The organism is Candidatus Binatia bacterium (assembly GCA_029243485.1).
Classification (GTDB): Bacteria; Desulfobacterota; Binatia; order UBA12015; family UBA12015; genus VGTG01.
Map to the genome: position 1 here is coordinate 1 of JAQWRY010000051.1, position 17,013 is coordinate 17,013.

13 protein-coding genes and 2 pseudogenes are annotated in these 17,013 nt (G+C 64.2%); 6 read left to right on the plus strand and 9 right to left on the minus strand.

Going from position 1 to position 17,013, the window contains the following annotated elements; genetic code table 11:
* The first annotated feature begins 227 nt into the window (after positions 1 to 227).
* Together P8R42_13955 and P8R42_13960 are read left to right on the plus strand one after the other, a co-directional pair.
* The gene (locus P8R42_13955; protein ID MDG2305718.1) at positions 228 to 464 is read left to right on the plus strand and encodes an SDR family oxidoreductase; all 237 of its coding nucleotides are present in this window, start codon (positions 228 to 230) and stop codon (positions 462 to 464) included.
* 76 nt (positions 465 to 540) lie between these two features.
* Positions 541 to 657 carry a DUF3604 domain-containing protein gene (locus P8R42_13960; protein ID MDG2305719.1) on the plus strand — a complete coding sequence of 39 codons (117 nt, stop codon included), beginning with the start codon at positions 541 to 543 and terminating at the stop codon, positions 655 to 657.
* 137 nt (positions 658 to 794) lie between these two features.
* On the opposite strand, the gene P8R42_13965 is transcribed toward P8R42_13960, so the two are convergent.
* From P8R42_13965 to P8R42_13975, 3 genes are read right to left on the minus strand one after another with little or no spacing between them, the layout of a single operon-like run.
* Positions 795 to 1,127: a hypothetical protein gene (locus P8R42_13965; protein ID MDG2305720.1), complete on the minus strand. Its 333-nt coding sequence runs from the start codon at positions 1,125 to 1,127 to the stop codon at positions 795 to 797.
* 29 nt (positions 1,128 to 1,156) lie between these two features.
* A complete protein-coding gene (locus P8R42_13970; GenBank protein ID MDG2305721.1) occupies positions 1,157 to 3,727 on the minus strand; it encodes a hypothetical protein in 2,571 nt (856 codons plus the stop codon).
* Positions 3,728 to 3,771: 44 nt separating this feature from the next.
* Positions 3,772 to 4,194, minus strand: a complete 423-nt coding sequence (locus tag P8R42_13975; GenBank protein MDG2305722.1) for a hypothetical protein — start codon at positions 4,192 to 4,194, stop codon at positions 3,772 to 3,774.
* Between the two features lie 259 nt (positions 4,195 to 4,453).
* Here P8R42_13975 and P8R42_13980 point away from each other — a divergent pair, with 259 nt between their 5' ends.
* Entirely contained in the window at positions 4,454 to 6,760 is a 2,307-nt protein-coding gene (locus P8R42_13980; GenBank protein ID MDG2305723.1) for a vanadium-dependent haloperoxidase, read from the plus strand.
* Between the two features lie 384 nt (positions 6,761 to 7,144).
* Here P8R42_13980 and P8R42_13985 read toward each other — a convergent pair whose 3' ends face one another.
* Genes P8R42_13985 through P8R42_13995 form a run of 3 tightly spaced genes read right to left on the minus strand, consistent with a single transcriptional unit; the run spans position 7,145 to position 10,415 of the window.
* Positions 7,145 to 7,987, minus strand: a complete 843-nt coding sequence (locus P8R42_13985) for an oxidoreductase (GenBank protein ID MDG2305724.1) — start codon at positions 7,985 to 7,987, stop codon at positions 7,145 to 7,147.
* A complete protein-coding gene (locus P8R42_13990; protein ID MDG2305725.1) occupies positions 7,984 to 9,231 on the minus strand; it encodes a hypothetical protein in 1,248 nt (415 codons plus the stop codon). Before P8R42_13990 ends, P8R42_13985 begins: the two co-directional genes overlap by 4 nt.
* Positions 9,228 to 10,415, minus strand: coding sequence for a sulfotransferase (locus P8R42_13995; protein ID MDG2305726.1), 1,188 nt, complete (start codon positions 10,413 to 10,415; stop codon positions 9,228 to 9,230). The genes P8R42_13990 and P8R42_13995 overlap by 4 nt, the downstream gene beginning before the upstream one ends.
* 43 nt (positions 10,416 to 10,458) lie before the next feature.
* Between P8R42_13995 and P8R42_14000 the strand changes: the two are divergent.
* Positions 10,459 to 10,545 (plus strand): annotated as a pseudogene (locus tag P8R42_14000) (nuclear transport factor 2 family protein).
* A 54-nt stretch (positions 10,546 to 10,599) separates the two neighbouring features.
* Positions 10,600 to 10,914, plus strand: a pseudogene (locus P8R42_14005) (IS3 family transposase).
* Positions 10,915 to 11,159: 245 nt separating this feature from the next.
* On the opposite strand, the gene P8R42_14010 reads toward P8R42_14005, so the two are convergent.
* The 3 genes from P8R42_14010 to P8R42_14020 all read right to left on the minus strand — a co-directional run bounded on the left by P8R42_14010 (position 11,160) and on the right by P8R42_14020 (position 16,391).
* Entirely contained in the window at positions 11,160 to 11,285 is a 126-nt protein-coding gene (locus P8R42_14010; protein MDG2305727.1) for a hypothetical protein, read from the minus strand.
* Positions 11,286 to 11,434: 149 nt separating this feature from the next.
* Positions 11,435 to 15,919 carry a S8 family serine peptidase gene (locus P8R42_14015; protein MDG2305728.1) on the minus strand — a complete coding sequence of 1,495 codons (4,485 nt, stop codon included), beginning with the start codon at positions 15,917 to 15,919 and terminating at the stop codon, positions 11,435 to 11,437.
* A gap of 103 nt (positions 15,920 to 16,022) precedes the next feature.
* Entirely contained in the window at positions 16,023 to 16,391 is a 369-nt protein-coding gene (locus P8R42_14020) for a hypothetical protein (GenBank protein ID MDG2305729.1), read from the minus strand.
* Positions 16,392 to 16,491: 100 nt separating this feature from the next.
* Here P8R42_14020 and P8R42_14025 point away from each other — a divergent pair.
* Positions 16,492 to 17,013, plus strand: a 522-nt coding sequence (locus P8R42_14025) for a hypothetical protein (protein ID MDG2305730.1), incomplete at its 3' end; no start/stop codon positions are given.

A 17,013-nucleotide genomic window follows, 5' to 3' on the forward strand; every position in this document is an offset into this window, starting at 1 on the left:
TGACGAGGGCCGAGACCGGCTTAGGGCCCCTGCAGGCTCCGGTATTCGTCACGCTAGACCAGACTCCGACGCTTAGCCGAACGGACGAACAGCCCGCCAGCGATTGCCGCGTGCGCTCTTCGGGAAATAGCCTGCGGTGCAAAACCCCCTGAGACGGAGCCATCTGCGAAGCAGCGACCGGGCCAGCGGCTCGGCCCGTCGGCACGGTCGCCCTTCGTCGCATCTCTATGGATGACAGGAGCCTACGGATCGATCCGGTCATTGATGAAACGAGCGAATTCGATTTCGATCTCACCGCGCCGATCCAGGGTGCCCGTCCGCTTCTCGAGGCGTCGACGCCGATGGGCCGCTTCGGGAATACGGACGACATCGCCTACGCGGCCGTCTGTATCGCGAGCGAGGAGGCAAAATTCGTCATGGGGCAGACCCTGTCTCCGAATGGCGGCTTCGTGATGAGTCAGTAGCGCTGCGGCGCTGGTTCTCCCTGATGAGACCGAGGAGGGGTCGAACGCGGGACGATAGGAAGGATGAACGGCCTATTTGCCCAGGTCCACCTGGGACGCCATCAAGGCAGGCCTGCCGCTGCGCTCGGATCTGCCCGCCACGCTACAGGAGCACGCCTGGTCCTCGCCGATCCACTACGCCCCGCGGAGCTGAATCCCCGGCAAGACACCCGGCACACCCACTCCGACGGATCGCCGAGACGGAACTGCACCCGCCTGTTCCCCGAGAACGTCTTGATGCGACGCCTCGCTTCATCATTGAATCGGATCGCTTCAGAAGCGAGTAGCGGATTACTTCTGCGAGGCCGAGTTTCCGACCAGGGCCGCGCCCTGAAGGTCGGCCAGGATCGAGGCCGCGCCGGCGGTGTGTGAGTCACGCACGCACGTCACGAGGTCGTCGACCGTGGTCGCAGCGCCGCAGTCGCCCGCGAACCCCGCCGCCACGACGTGAGCATCTCTACAAAGGTTGCGGATCTTCTGATCGAGCTTCGCTTCGGCCTGAAGGACCTTCAGCGCGGCCTTCGGCTCAGTCGAGCGGTCCGTCCCGCCGGGCAGCGAGCCCTTCGACACGCTGTCGAGGCACTGCTGCCTCATGGCCTCGACTTCGAAAACCCCCGCCTCCACGGCGGGGGTTTTCTTTTCCGGCAGTCGGTCTAGCCATTATAGCAAGTCCACACCTCGTCGGGGGAGTAGATGAGGCCGTTCTGGCAGGCGCCCCGGGGCACGTCGCAGGCGTCGTAGAGCCCGTTCCAATTGGGCGGATCGAACTTGCACGACCAACGCCAATTCGCATGGTCGTACTGGATGCTCTCGCACGGCGCTTGGCTGCAAGAGCACCCATTCTTGATCCGGCAGCTGTCGTAGATGAGTTCCGGGTTCGAGCAGACCCACAGGCCGGTGTCCGGGTCCTGGCGGGCGTCTTCGCAGCCCTTGTGGATGCATGCCGTTGCCAGATTGCCCCATTTGGGTTCGCCGCTGTTGCAATACCAAGCGGGTCCCCAGGGCCCGTTTTCGTCCCACGACGCATTCTGGCAACCTTCGCGAATGAAGGCGGGGTCTGGGCAGTCGGGCCAGCCGGAGATGTCCGGGCAGCCGTTGATCCTGGCCTTGTATGGGAAGGCTTGGGGTCGGTCCTCGACGGCGCCCGAGCACAGGTCCGGGCCTCCTCTGTTGAGTACGTAGATCTCGCTGTTGTAGCCGAACATCTGCTGCTTGCCTCCCACGCTATCGGAAGCGTCGGCGAACTCGGTCGAGAATTTCACGGCGGCAGGGTAGCCATCTGGTCTCCGCTCGCACTTGTTGCGATCGATCCAGATTCGCTGGGGGCCGGCGCCGCCTCCTCCGTAGATCGCGATGCAATTTCCCCAGGGCTGGTTCGGGTTGGTGCTGCGGACCTGACTCAGCGTGTTGTCGTAGAATGTGATGTTGCGCATCCGGTTCGGCCCCGGGACGCTCCACACGGCGAGATTGTCATCCCCCTGGTAGCTCAGATTGCAGTGCTCCACGCTGACGTCCCGGGTGGAGCCGTGGAGATTGATCCCGTCTGCCCAACTCTTTGCGAGGGTGATGTTGTGGAAATAGAGATCGTGGCTCGGTTTGGTCAGGTCTCGCGTGCGAAGGACGAAGGCTGCGAGTTGGGGCGCTGTCTTCGGATTGCTCGAGTCGGGCCCTTCTCCCGTGATGTAGACGCTATCGACGACCGCTCCATAAATTCCGTCTGCTGAACCCTCCCGGTTCGTGATGTCCGTACCCTTTGGCGAGGTGCAGTAGGCGTCCGCGCAACCCGGTGTTTCGAAGACACCGCCTCCGCAAAGTGACGCGCCGTCGTAGCCCTGCCAACGGCCGGTATCCAGAGACTTGAAATTGAAATTGCCGAGCCACGTTTTGTCGTTGAGGACGAAGCCGATGCGGGTGTTCGGATCTCCCGGACTATCCGTATTCGGACCGCAGCCGTTGTTCACCGCGTTCGACGCGATGATCCAGGTGTTGAGTTCGCAATTGTCGGGATCGGTTGCGCAGTCCGTCGAGCCGGTGTCGCCGGTGATCTTCATGTTCTTCGGGAGCTTCACGTGGGTGTCCAGATAGAAGACGTCGGTCGCTGTGGTAGGTCCCAGGTAGACTGTACATTCCGGCTGGAAGCAGCCGTTGCTCTCGGCATCGTTGATGCACTGGGCGAAACTCGTCTCGCCCACCGGCGTACAGGAATAGTAGTTCTGGTCCGGCGGTGACACGTTCTCGATTGAGAAGTTTTGTGCCGACTCCTGCCAGACGAGGGTCGTCTCTTGCGTCGGACTCGGGAAGCCTTGCAGGGTATGGTCGGGCACGGCGCCGGTATAACGGTTTTGATCAGTCGGACTCGTCACCCAGAACGTGTGCGCTGCCGCCGGTTCGTTGTCGATCATGAGCGTCGCCGTCACTTGCCCGGTGCCCAGTCGGTTCAAGTTGGTCACGGCGCCGAAGCCGTTGTTTCCATCGTTGTTGCAGGCGTGGACCGTGTCGGCCCGGTCAGCGCCATACGGCAGGTCGACGCGCTCGACGTCGCCACTCGCGTTCTTGAGAGTTACATGAACATTCTTCGCGCTGCAGGCCCAGCCAGTGATGGGGAAGATGCCGCTCGCAAATTGTGACGGCTGCGGGTTTTCGAAGCTGCACTTCGTCTTCGCCGTGCTGCACCCTCGGCCGGATGGAACGATCGGCGCGCTACTCGACGCGATTGCGAAATTCTGGGTGCTGTTGGTCCAAACGACGTCGATCTGTTCGCTCGCGTCGGGAAAGTTCGGGGTCAGGCGGAATTGCCCTTGCAGGCTGGGGTCGCGCAGCTTGTCGGTCGGTCGCGTGACGCGGAATTTGTTGGTCTTAACCGCCTTCCCGTTGATGTATAGGGTTGCCGTGGCCTCGCCATTGCCCAGTCGATTGAGATTCGTGGTCGCGGCGAAGCCGTTGTTCCCGTCATTATTGCAGGGGGCTGCGGTATCCTCGCGGGCGCCACCGTAGGGAACCTGGATTCGCTCCGTGCGCTCCGAACCCGTGAGAAGCACTTCGACCATCTTGGCCTCGCACGCCCATCCGGACAGGACGGTGATCCCGGTCGCGTACCCCTGGTCGCTTGGGTTCTCCAGCGTCCAATTGTTCGCCGACGCAGGACTTGCGAGGAAGAGGCAGGAAGCGAGGATGCAAACCGCTTGAATCCTCGCACGGAGGGCTACAAATGACCGGGGGCTCATTGCTCGGATCTCCTCGGGGTGTTGAGACAAAGTACAACCGGCTATCATAGGTTCACGACTGCGCAATGGTGGCGAGTCCAGGGCGGATTCAGTCGAGCGCCTTCTCTCGACCCCGGCAAACGGCCTTCCGAACTTGGATCCGGGCGTACTTCTTTTCGCTTGCTGGAATGACGTGCCACGGAGCCGCTTCGGTGCTGGTGCGCGCCACCATTCTCCTCGAGCGCGACCGTGTACGCATCCCACTTCTCGCGGTTCCGGTCTCCGTCGCCGGAGAGCTTGTACTTCTTATAGGGCGCGGCTTCACAGGCCTTGAAGCGTTCGATCTGCGTCGCGAGATCGATGTGCAGCCAGAACTTGATCCGCGGCGTGCCGTGCTCGGTCAGTTTCTGCTCGCAATCGCCGATCTCAGCGTCGGCGCGCTGCCAAGCGCTCGAGCGAGACGCAGCCCTCAACGCGCTCGCGGCCATACCAGCTCCGGTCGAACAGGAACCTGTCGCCAGCTCGTGGCAGTTGGCGCCAGAAGCGCCCGAGTGAGTGGTGCGCGCACGCCGGCGCCCGACGGATACGAAGCGGCGAATACCACCTTCCGGACAAGGCGCCCATGCGATAGGGTAGACGGGTGTCGAGCCGACCTCGTTTGCGCGGAACCAGCTCCTCCTTCCTTGATCGAGCCGCCTGCGCAAGTAGGGTGGAAGCATGGTCGTCTCGAGATCGTGAGGCAACAGCATGAAGAAAAATTCTCTCACCCCATACTCGAAGTGCTTTGCGGTCGCGCTTGCACTTTTTTGCGTGCTGCTGCGAGCAAACCCTGCAGCCGCCACCGCAACGGTCGCGCGCCAGTGGAACGAGCTCCTCCTCGAGGCGATCCGCAACGACTTCGCCCGACCTACAGTGCACGCGCGGAATCTGTTCCACACGTCCGTCGCAATGTGGGATGCCTGGGCAGCCTATGACGGAAAGGCTCACACCTACCTCCACTACGAGGACGCAACGGCCGTCGATGTGGCCGCAGCGCGTGACGAAGCGATCAGCTACGCCGCGTACCGCATCCTTTCGCACCGTTTTGCGCATTCCCCCGGAGCCTCGGTGTCTCTGGCAGCGTTCGACGCGAAGATGGCTGAACTCGGATACGACACGGCGGTCGTAGACGAGATGGGGGCCACGCCGGCTGCCCTGGGAAACCGCATCGCCGCAGCCGTACTTGCCTTCGGTGCAGCCGACGGATCGAACGAAGAAAACGGATATTCCAACGTCTTCTATGAGGCCGTCAATCCGTACCTCTTCCCGGGGTTTGCGGGGAATCCGTACCTTGCGGACCCAAACCGCTGGCAACCTCTCTCTCTCGACTTCTTCGTCGACCAGGCCGGTAATGTCTTCCCCCTGGGCAGTCCTCCCTTCCTGAGCCCCGAGTGGGGTAGCGTCACCCCATTTGCACTGCGTCCGACGGACTTGACGATCTATCAGCGCGACGGAGACCCCTACTGGGTCTACCATGATCCGGGACCACCACCGCAGTTCCTCGGCACCGGCGATGCAGAATATAAAGCCGGATTCGAACAGGTCCTCGAGTGGAGTCATCTGCTCGACCCGGCCGACGGCACCCTGCTCGACATTGGACCCGGCGCCCGCGGCAACAACACCCTGGGGACCAACGACGGGGCCGGACACCCCTCGAATCCATCGACGGGATCCGCCTACGCACCCAATATCGCCCTCGCCGGCGACTACTACCGCGTACTCGCGGAGTTCTGGGCCGATGGTCCGGACTCGGAAACGCCGCCCGGCCAATGGTTCGTTCTGGCGAACTACGTGTCCGACCACCCCGCTCTGGTCAAGAAATTCGGCGGCGAGGGAGACGTTCTCCACCCGCTCCAATGGGATGTGACTCTGTACTTGGCGCTGGGCGGCGCCATGCACGACGCCGCGGTCTCCGCCTGGGGGGCCAAGGGATGGTACGATTACATCCGCCCGATTTCGGCGATTCGAATGCTCGCGGACCTCGGGCAGCGCACCGACCCGGGCCAACTATCGTATCATCCCGACGGTATCGAGTTGGTTGCGGGACGCGTCGAAGTCGTGACGGCGGCCAGCACCGCGCCGGGCCAGCGCCATGCGCATCTCGGCGCGGAGAACATCGGAAAAATCGCGGCGAGAGCCTGGCGCGGGCCAGACTACATCTCCGACCCTGAGACGACGACGGCCGGGGTCGGCTGGATCCTCGTCGAAGACTGGTGGCCCTACCAACGACCGACCTTCGTAACCCCGCCCTTCGCCGCATATGTCTCGGGCCATAGTACGTTCAGCCGGGCCGGAGCGCAGGTGCTCACCGCCTTCACCGGTGACGCATTCTTCCCAAGCGGCTTCGGCGAGTTCATCGCACCCGCCGATGAGTTCCTCGTTTTCGAAGACGGGCCCAGCGTCGACGTAACCCTGCAATGGGCCACCTATTTCGACGCCGCGGACGAGTGCAGTCTTTCGAGAATCTACGGCGGCATCCACCCACGTGCCGACGACATTCCTGGCCGTCTCGCGGGCGACCAAATTGGTCAGGACGCCTTCGAACAGGTCCGCCTCCTCCACGCGGCTTCGTACGAGCAGATCGAGGGAGCCATCGAGATCCGGCGCGCCAAAATCTTCACCAAGACACCGGGCTCCGGCCGAATCGACATCCGCGGGACGCTCTTTACCGGCATCAGCAGCCCCGACGACGCTCTCAATATTTTCACCGGGCTTCGCGTGAACGTGTCGGATGGACTCATGGTCGATGAGTCCTATGAATTCTCACCCGACAAGTGCAACGCTCGAGCAAACGGCGGAATCGTTTGCCTCTCGGAGGATCGCGCGACGAAGGTCACCTTCAAACCCGAACGCGACGGCGGCGAGCGCGCCTTCAAGATCGCAATGAAGAAAAGGACGCTGCCGGCCACAGTCGCCGGGCCCATCGAGCTCCTCCTGCGCGACGCCGTCGCGGAGCGAACCGGCACCGCTGCAACCTGCGTCAACAAGGTCACCAAAGTCATTTGCCGAGAGTAGTTGCCGTGCCGGATGACGCCATGGAAGCACTCGAAGAAATGGGATTGGCCAGCGTGAAAAGGGGAAGTTCTGGCGATATCTTTTAGAACGAAAAGCGACATCGTTCACGTCTGACGAAACCGCCGGCGGCGGTCCTGGGCCGAGTCGCACGGCTACCGCTTCGCATCGACTTGCACGAACAACCACAAGGCCACGGCAAGCTCCGACGGCAACTGGAGACTCGCGATCGCTTCGTCCGATCCGGGTATTCCGAACTGGCTCGACACCGGCGGGAGACACGAGGGACAGATGCTCCCCCGCTGGTGCCTCGCACCGAACAGCACGCAGAACCCCGGGTCTGAGCTCGTGCCGCTCGGCCATGCCGCCTCGCGGCCTAGTGCACCGCTACTCGCCGCGGGGGAAGTTCACGTCCTTCGTCGTCTCTTCCCACTCGTCCATCGTCGCCGTGAGGTCCGCGATCTTCTGTCGGAAGGCGCCGAGGACGTCACGGCCCAGCAGAAGATGCAGTGGTGGCTTCTCGAGTTCGGTCACCTTCAGAACCGCGGCGGCGACCTTCGCCGGATCACCCGGAAGCTTGTCGGCGAACTGCTTGATGAGCTCCTTCCGCGCGCCGACCGTCTCCGCGTAGTCCTCGATCGTTGTTGCTGTCTCCTTCATGGAGCGCGTGCCCCAATCGGTGCGGAAGGCCCCGGGCTCGATCGCGGTCACCTTGATTCCGAACGAGTCCACCTCCTTCGAGAGCGCCTCGGTTAGCGCCTCGAGCGCAAACTTCGACGAGCTGTAGTAGACGTTGGGCGGATTCGCGACGAGTCCGGTCATCGAAGACATGTTCACGATATGGCCGCGTCGTCGCGCGCGCATGCCGGGGAGCACCGCTTTGATCGTATCGACCACCCCGAAGTAGTTCGTGTCGAAGAGACGTCGGACCTCGTCGTCCTCACCCTCCTCCAGCGCGGCCATGTAGCCGTAGCCCGCATTGTTCACGAGAACGTCGATGGCGCCAAACGCATTCTCCGTCTGCTCGACCGCCGCACGGATCTGCTCACGGTCGGTCACGTCGAGGCGACACGCGATCGCTTGGTCGGAGTGGGCCGCGACGATGTCCTCGACGGCCCTCGGATTGCGCGCCGTGACCGCGACCCTGTGCCCCTTCGCGAGCGCGAGAGCTGCGATCTCCCGGCCGATCCCGGTCGAGCAGCCCGTGATGAGCCACGCCGCGCCGCTCACTGGTCGAGCTCCGGGAGGCGACGCTTGTACGCGGCCGCGCGATCGCGCCGCTGCGTCGCCCGCTCGTCGTCGGTGACCCACGGCGTCCCCGCCGGCAGCTTTTCGCGAAGCTCCGCAATCTTCATCACTTCACCCCGCGCCGAGAGGTCGTCGCGCGGCCGCTGGCTCGGGAACTCGGCCATGCGCAGCGTCAGCATTCCCTCGTGCAGCCCGCAGGTGTCCAGCCAGTTGTAAACGCCCGGGTCGTTCGGACAGAGAACGTAACTGTACGTTCCGTCGGCATTCGGCCGAGACTGCGCTTTGTTCAGGCTGCTCGTCCGGTCCACGATCTCCATCGTGGTGCCCCAAACGTTCGCGAGCGGCACGACGAAGTACGCTGCCCCACCGTCGTTCACGTGCACGACGAAGGCTTCGTCGTCTTCCAGCCGGAAGTGGCCTCCGACGTAGAACTGGTTGCGCAGCGCCCCGCCCTTGTCGGCGGAATACGCGAGGCTGAACTTGTTCGGCCTGCGTTGAACCGTCCCGCGACTCATCCCGAGCGTGAAGTTCGCGTAGTGCAACATGAACTCGGCGGTGAGCTGCGCCTGCTCCTCGAGCGTCTTCGCCGGCGTCGACGGCTCGGGGCCCAGGCGTTCAATGCGGAGCTCATTCGGTTCGTCTTTCGACCAATCGAGCATGACGTCGCGGATGTAGAACTCATGTGCCTCAGGCGCCGACTGAATATGGTTCGGTCGACCGTCCGCCGGGCTGCTGTCGACCGTGATCGTGAAGGTCCGGTCGTCGTTCACCACGACATCGTGTCCGGAGAGGACGTCGACCGAGTTCATGTTGGGGTCCCACAGCGTGAAGTAGTTCTCGGTCATCCGACGCTCCGCGACGCGGCCGTGGATGCGATACTTTTCGTCCCCCGAGATCGGAATCACGCGATAGATCGAATCGGGATTGTCGATTCCCCAGCGCGAGCCTCGGATCTGCTTCCCCTGGAGCGGATGCCCGAGCCGCGTAATACAGATCACCTTGGGCCGAAGCGGATCCTGGTTCGAAGACCAGATCGCGGCCGAGAACATGACCTCGTCGAACGCCCAATCGAAGCAGTCCCGCATCGCCGGGGACGGGTCCATCTCCTTCAGCCAATGCTCTCGGACTCGACCATAGGCCTCCTTCACGATCGGATGGTCCGCGAGCTCCATCGCGGCGAGCTCGTGAGCGTGCTGTTCCGGCGTAGCGATGGGGTGCGTGCTCATGCCTTCTCCTTGGCGGTGAGAAACCGTGCCGCGTAATCGGCGAACGCCGCGCGGATCTGGTCTTCGGTGAGGCCGAACTGTTCGGCGGTGTACCGGTGCTTCGAAAGCGTCTGCTTCGCATATTTTTCGAGCCACGTCGCCATCGCGTCGCGCGCGTCGTCGTGGAGCTCGATTCCGGTTCGATGGTAGATCCGCTGGATCTGTCCGATCGGGTCCTCAACCGCGGCGCCGAACCGAACGTCAGTGAACCGCGTCGCCCCGTCGGACATCTCGTTGCGCACGGCCATCGCGCGCCCGTTTGTCCAACTCATCCGGGCGATCCACTGCCGCCCGATCTCCGCCGGGTCCACGTCGGCGGCGTGCATGCGCCAGAGCGTCGCGTTGAGGCTCGCTCCGGAAGGAATCGTGTCTACTGGATCACGGTGCATGTGGATCACTTGCGCGTCGGGGAACGTGGCGATCAGTGTGTCGAGGTATCCGAGGTGGGCCGGAGTCTTCAACACCCATCGCCCCCGATGCTCGCCTCGTCTCTTCTTCTCCCACTGGAGAAGCTGCAGCATGCGGCGCAAGTACCGATACGCCGGAGCGAAATCCTGTGCGTCGATGTAGGCGCGGTACTCCGGCACGTCACACGACGCTTCGGGAACGTGGGAGAGAAACGCGTCGGCGAGGAACATGATCTCCTCTTCGGCCTGCCGCGCATACGACGGATGGATCGAGAAGTACTCCGCTGCGAACTCGCGCGTCATCTGCTCCCGAGAGTCCGCGTCGGCGATTCGAGGATCCACATCCGTTGGCTTCACGCCGAGCCGTGGCGCCGGCTCGAGGGATTCCCAACCCATGGTGCAGTAGTGGCGCGGGTCGCTCGCGAGAAGCCGCTGAATGAGCGTCGTCCCCGACCGCATCATCCCGACGACGACCAGCGGGGCCTCGAGGACTTCCTCGGCGATCTCGGGATAGCTCGCGAACCAGTGGTTCGCGCGGAGCCGATTCGCGAGACTCCGGACCACCGAGCCTTCGAGAATCTTCGCGCCGAGATCGTGGATCGGCGCGTCCGCGTACGCTCGCAGAAGCACGCGCAAGGGCTCGCGAAACTCCTCATCACCGAAGTCCTCGAGTCCATCGGCCGACCGCGCCCGAGCGAGGATCGCGTCTTCGTCGAAACGGCTGGAGGGGGCGTACATGGGCGACTCGAAGTTCTAACATGGCTGAGACAGTGCGCGCGAGATCGAAAACCTACTCTACACCTACGCCGAACGAACCGACGGCGGCGACCTCCAGGGAGTCGCCGACCTCTTCTGTCACGGCCGGATCCTGCCGCCGCCGGACGCGCCGCGCGAGCCCAGGTTCGAAGGGCGTGACGCGATGCTCGGCGCGACGATGAAGGCGTCGGAGGTGACCGAGACACTCGATCTGGCGCGAGCGAAAGCGGGAGTGGACGAGGTGCAGGTCGTACATCGGCCTCGACTGCTGAGCGACAACGGCTACAGCCCGTGGGAGCTCGAGCGTGCCAGCGGCCGCTTCGTCGAGCACTACAAAAATCGACGCTACCGCGAGTCACGGGACGACGTGACTCCAGCCGATGCATACCATGGGCGGCACAACGCGATCCTCACGCGCCGCGAAAAGATCAAGAAGACGAGGACGGCTCGTCGCAAGCGGCAGAACCTGCGAGCTGCGTAGGCGAGCAAGCGTGCCGGAAGTGTCTCCTATCTCATCAACCCATTTGGGTCCGACCGTCTCTGAACCCGAACAGCGAGACACCCTGGGCCGCACGGGGAGACGTCCGGTGTGCCGGCTCTTCATCTCTCATACGGCCCTTCAGATCCGCACGAGCGAATTGACGATCGCACCGAGGGCGAGCCCAATACGGACCCGCGAGACATCCACCACCGCAGCACCGGCCCAGGGCGATCCCCTCGATCCACCTAGGCGCCGACCAACACCGCGAGTCCGTAAAACAGCCCAGCGCCCGTGCATACGAAGATCGGCTTCGCGAAGAGGAGCACCGCGACGGCTCTGTCCCGAAAAATCGACTTCGCTCGCAGTTTCACCGTGGCGGCTACCCGTCGGCCGGGGCAAATAGGCCGTTCATGTTTCCTTCAACCGCCGGCCGCATCAAGACGGGCTGGAGACCTGCGGAGCCCGCCCCCTTTTTCGGATCTCGGCTCGCCTGAGGACGCGCAAAGGCAAGCAATTCCGGTCAGGGCCCTTTGGCGCGGAAGAGCCCGGCCTGATTCTTCACCGCCTCCGTGAAGACGCTTTGCCAACAGGTGGTCGTTACGCCGTCGTCGATGACGTATTGCACCGTCACCGGCAGTGACAGCGGTGGCTCGGGGATCGTGAAGTTGGGTCCGCTCGCCTTCACCTGGAGATTCGCTTTGCCCGCGTCCCCCGCCTTGAGCTTGACCAGGGTCACGCCATCGGGGGTCGCGTCGCGGTCCTTGTACTTGAAGCCCTTGGTCCCCGCCGTCTTCCAGCAGGGCTTGCCGCCGCACGTGCCCATCGGGGGCATCTCCGCCTCGACGAGCGGCTGGGATCCGCCGGACCCGTCATAGACGCAAACCCGATAGCTAGCCACGTCCTGGTTCACCGGATCGGCGAACTCGCCGACGAGCGTCTCATCCGCCTTGTTCAGCTTCCACGCGAGGGTGTCCTTCGTCGGGACGCCCGTGTCTCGGATCTGCAACCGCGACTTGCCTGCCTCTCCAGATCGACAGCCAGTCGCCGGCGTCAGGCCACACAGGGGAGTTGGAGTTGGAGTTGGAGTTGGAGTTGGAGTTGGGGTCGGAGTCGGAGTCGGAGTCGGAGTCGGAGTCGGAGTTGGAGTTGGAGTTGGAGTTGGAGTTGGAGTCGGAGTCGGAGTTGGAGTTGGAGTCGGAGTCGGAGTCGGAGTCGGAGTCGGAGTTGGGGTCGGCGTCGGGGACGGTGTCGACGTAGGCGCCGGGGTCGGGGTCGGAGTCGGAGTCGGAGTCGGAGTCTGAGTCGGGGTCGGCGTCGTCGTCGGCGTCGGCGTCGGGGTCGGCGTCGGCGTCGGGGTCGGGGTCGGCGTCGGGGTCGGGGTCGGGGTCGGCGTCGGCGTCGGGCACGGCGCGTAGCCGGTCAGATCGCTCTCTTGGAAGTCCCCCGGCTCGCCATTGCCCTCGGACAGGCCCGCGATACCGTCCGTTGCCTCGATCGAGAGATACGTCACGCGGATCGTACCGTCAAAGAACATCTCCAGCTGGAAGCTGTTCTGGTTAGACGCTGCGAACTCCGACACGTCCTCCCAGGTGACCACGAGCCGATCCACCAGCTGCTCAGACGAGACGGTGCCACCGGCCGAAGGATCCAAGTCATCGAAGACCATCGAGATGCGGGGCGTCAAGAAGTGGTCGAACAACGACTCGAAGAAATCGGTGTCCCCCGAGCCGAACGTGACAAAGCCGTTGCTCCCCACGAAGGCCGATCCGTAGCTGGTGCCGTACAGAGACACCGTCTCGCCGCCAGTGAGCGTGACCTCGATGAAGTCGTCGTCGGCGAGCGCCAGCGGTGTGCCGCCGCTCGGATCGACTTCGAACGCCACCGCCGTCTCCCGGCACGCGCTGTAGAAGTTCCCCGATCCGTCGGGCGTGAGGGTGAGCTGCTGGTTGTCGAGGTCGTTGTCACCCGAGTTGAACTCCTCGGTGAAGTAGTCCGCCTGGTCGAGCGTAGCGAAGGAGTAGCAAGCGCCGCCGTTGTCGTCGGTGGCGGCGTTCTGCGCCCCGTCCGTCGCGTCAGCGGCATAGAAGTACGTCGTCGCCGGCGTGAGGCCTGTGAGCCCGGCCGAGTGTGAAGTTCCGGCGCCGCCCGCCGGCGTCGTGGTCGTCAGGCTCCCGCAGGACGTGCCGTAGCGGACCTGACCGTTGGCCGTCTCGTCGGTGTCGAACGTCACCGTGGCCGTGGTGGCCCCAATCCCGCTCGCCTGGATGGCGGAGAGCACCGGAGGCGTGCATTCGACCGTCGCGTTGTCCTGCACCGTCGCCGGGCTTCCCGCCCCGTCGTCGGCGTCGTCGTAGGTGGCGGTGATGGTTTCGCCCTCGAGCACCTGCAGTGTCCCATCCTCGGTCGAGACCACGCCGGTCGCCGTGGGGATCGAGCCCGTGAAGACGCCCGTGACGGCACCCGTCTCCGTGAGCGTTACTGTCTGGCTGTCGCCGCCGGTGGTCGTCACGGTGACCGGGGTCGTGCCCGCACCGGCGAGATCGGAGTCGGTGACCGTGATCACGGCCGTGTCGGCGCAGTTGTACGCGGCGCGGTCGAGCGCAATCGAGCCGGCGGAGACCGACGTCGAGAAGTTGTACGCGACGATCGCGAAGTCCTGGTCCGTGGTGTCCGCATTCCCTGGCAGGCCGTCACCGGCGATCGTTAGGGCGTCGATCGTGATGCCCATGAGTCCGCTCTGTCCGGCCGGCAGGAACACCGCCTCGGCGTTGTTCCGGATGTCGGCAACGCCCCCCGTCTGCGATACTCCAAGGGTGAAGTTGTTCCCGAGATAGATGCTGCCACCGACGGCGATCTTCAGGTTCAGATCGTTCACGAACGCGTTTCCAAACGTCGAGCCGGGAGCATCCGTCCAGACCAGCGCCACACGAACGGGCTCGCTCGGGTCGACTACCTGGCCATCGATCTGGAGGGTCTCGCCGGAGCTGCCGAACACGGTCGTCTGATCGACGAGGTGGCGCGGAGCGGTGGTATCGAAGGCGATCCCCATGTCCGCCATCCCGAAGCCCTGGTTGTCGCCCGGGAGGTTCTCGCCCGCGCCACTGCCCGTGAGGTGCCGTCCGGCGTGGATCACATAGGCGCGCAGCAGCGCCGGGCTCGGCGGCCCCAGCGAGTACACGCGGCCCAGGAACTCCGTGATGAGCGAGGTGTACCCGGCCACCCCGGGAGTCGAGTGGCTGGTGCCCGAGGACCACGTGTAGATCGTTCCCGACGGGAACAGCGCGTCGGTTCCCGGCGCAGTAAAGTCGTTGCTGGCGGCGCCGCAGACGCCCGAACCATTGAAGCTTGCGAGTGGCTGCGAAGCGTTCCCCTGAATGAACGTGCCCGGAGCGACGATCTCGGGCTTCGCGCGGCCGTCGGACGTCGGGCCGCGGCTCGAGAAGTCGGCCATGTCGCGCGCGTCGTCGCCGTCGGCGACGTTGGAGCCGCAGCCGTCGCCGTTCACGGCGTCGGGGTTCGAGGTCTCGCTCGCCCCCACTGTGAGCACGTTCTTCGCGGTGCCGGGTGACCCGACCGACCCGAGGCCCGGGCCGGCGTTGCCGGCCGCAAACACGAACAGCATCTCCTGGTTGCCGCCCGTAGTCGAGGAGGCGTCACGCGTGAGACCGTCGTATGTCTGCGAGTCTGTGTTGTAGTCGCCAAACACGTCCGCGCCCCAGGAGTTCGTACTGATCTCCGCGCCCCTGGAATGATAGTCGTCGACCATCGTCGTGTCGCCGAAGCCGACGTCGAACCCCGGCGCAAAGATACGCACGTTGGCAAACGGACCGTAGGGCGAGATGCCGAGCGAGTAGTTGAACCCGGACGCATCCTCGACCGAAGCGCCCGGGTCGCTGTTGTAGCCGCCGACGATCGACGCGTTGATGTGTCCGTGGCCGTCGGGACCCTCCGGGCCCGAGGCGCTCGACCCAGGCGGGATCACCGCGAAGGTGAGGCGGTCCGGGTTGCCGGTGTTATTGAACTCGTAGAACTCCGTGGTATCCGGCGTCGCCGTACCATTGTCGACGCCATCGTCCACGACGACGACGACCGGAAAATCGGCCATCGTCGTCGGGAACCCACCCGCGGCGAGCCAGGCCAGGTAGCCGGGGCCACTCGGGGTCTGTAATGCCGCGTCCAGGTTCGCGGCCATAATCTGGCCCTGCCGCTCGCCGTACAGCTTGGGTCGCACGTACGGCTCGACGTTGACGACCGAGTCCAGGGCGGCAATCGCAAGAAGGCTTGTGCCCGGGACGGCGACTCGAAGGTTCAGATACGCGCCGCCGGGCGCGCTCTCGACGTCGCGGATCACTTCAGTGGCCAGCGCCAGCACCTTGTCCAGATCGGCGGCGGCGCCCGGGCCGTGGTCGAAGACCTGCACCGTCACCGCGACAGGGGCCGCATCGCCTACGCGCGCATCAAGTCGAGGAGAGAACGCGTCCGCCGGCTCGTAGTCGGCCGCGTACTGAAGCGGATGGCCGGCCAGCGCCCGCGTTCGGAGCTTCGCCGCCGCCGGGGCGTCGGTCCACACGACGTAGGCGTTCTGGGGAACGTATTGGACGACCCGAGCCCCGCTGGCACGAATGACTTCGAGGTCTGCGTCCGTCGGAGGCGCGTCGAACTGGATGACTTGCAGCCGCCGGTCGGCCGCCGGCGCCGGCAGGCGGTCACTCGTGTCCCGCCGTCCGCGGCGCAGACCGATTCGGTCGAAGTCTGGCCGCAACGTGATGCCGGGCACCGCTGCGACTCGGGCCTCGGTGGTCGGAACGGAATACACCAGGAAGCTGCCGCGGTCGGCGACCAGTATGCCGCCGCGCGCTTCGACGGTCGCAATCGCCTCTGCGTTACGAGCATCGACGGTGGCCTTCACGGTGTCGCCGGCGCTTGCGGCGGACGCCACGACCAGGAGTGTCGCAAGCCAGACGACCTGAGCGGAGACGCGAGGGGTAGGTTTCTGGATGGCCAATGTGAAGCCCCTTTCTATTCTCGAAGCCGGCCGTGTGTCAGCCATAGTTAGGCTTACGTATACGTTGGTTCAGTTTCCCGGGAAGCCTCTAGTGCCGAATATGTCATCGCGGCACCCGCAAGACCAGCGGTTCGTGGATACCGTTCTGGACGTTGATGTGATTGGTGATGGTGATGTGGAACAGGAGAAAGCCCCATCCCGTACTGGTCACGTTCACGTTGACATCCGCTCCGGGGACGAAGTCCCCCCAGGGTGGTACGACCCCGAACTGCTGGTAGTAGTTCACATGGTAGGCGGTGCCTGGCGGTATTCGAGTCTCCGAGCCGAGGTCTAGGTCGGAGTCGTTCTCGATGCCATCGATGTAGGCCGTATAAAGAAGATCGAAGGTCCCGATACTCGCCTTGTTGGTCTCGAGCCGATCGGCCAGATCGAAAATCGACCCGCCACCGTGACTGAAGCCGTAAGAGGGCAACCGAAGTCACGCCCCGGTTCTGAACCGCATCGACGATCTCGTCGTACACCGGCCCCGAGCCGTCATTCTCGACGTACATGTGCGAGTCGTAGGCTTCCTGGTGAAGAGCGACCGCGATCACCGAGATGCCTTCGTTCGGGCCGAAGGGCGGGTCCGTCGGGAATTGGAACTCGCCGTGGAGCCCGATCACGATGCTCGTGAATGCAAAGAACTGCACACGATCCGACGAGAGCACGGGACCACTCGGCGCGACCCGCGCTTCGAGCTCGAGGAACGCAGAGCCGCCGTTGGGGTTCTCGATCCATACCTTCTCGGTGAGGCTCGCGAGGGCAAGGACGGCCTCGTCGTTCTCATCCAGAATCGGCGTATTCTTGGTGGAATCAGTCCAGACCTTGATGTTGCCATTGGTGCGCCGAAGCACATACTCGACTCCGGCCGCGGGCGGTACTCGGTTGACGGTCAGCTCGACCTCAATGAGTGTAGGAATTACAGACCTCTTAGGACAATCGGGTGTATGAGTTTCACCCCTAAGCCTAGAGGAGGTCGCTCCTGTCCAATGAGGAGCGGGAGATTCGCCGCAAGCTGCGGGTCCTCGAGCACGCAGACCAGAGTGGAAACATCC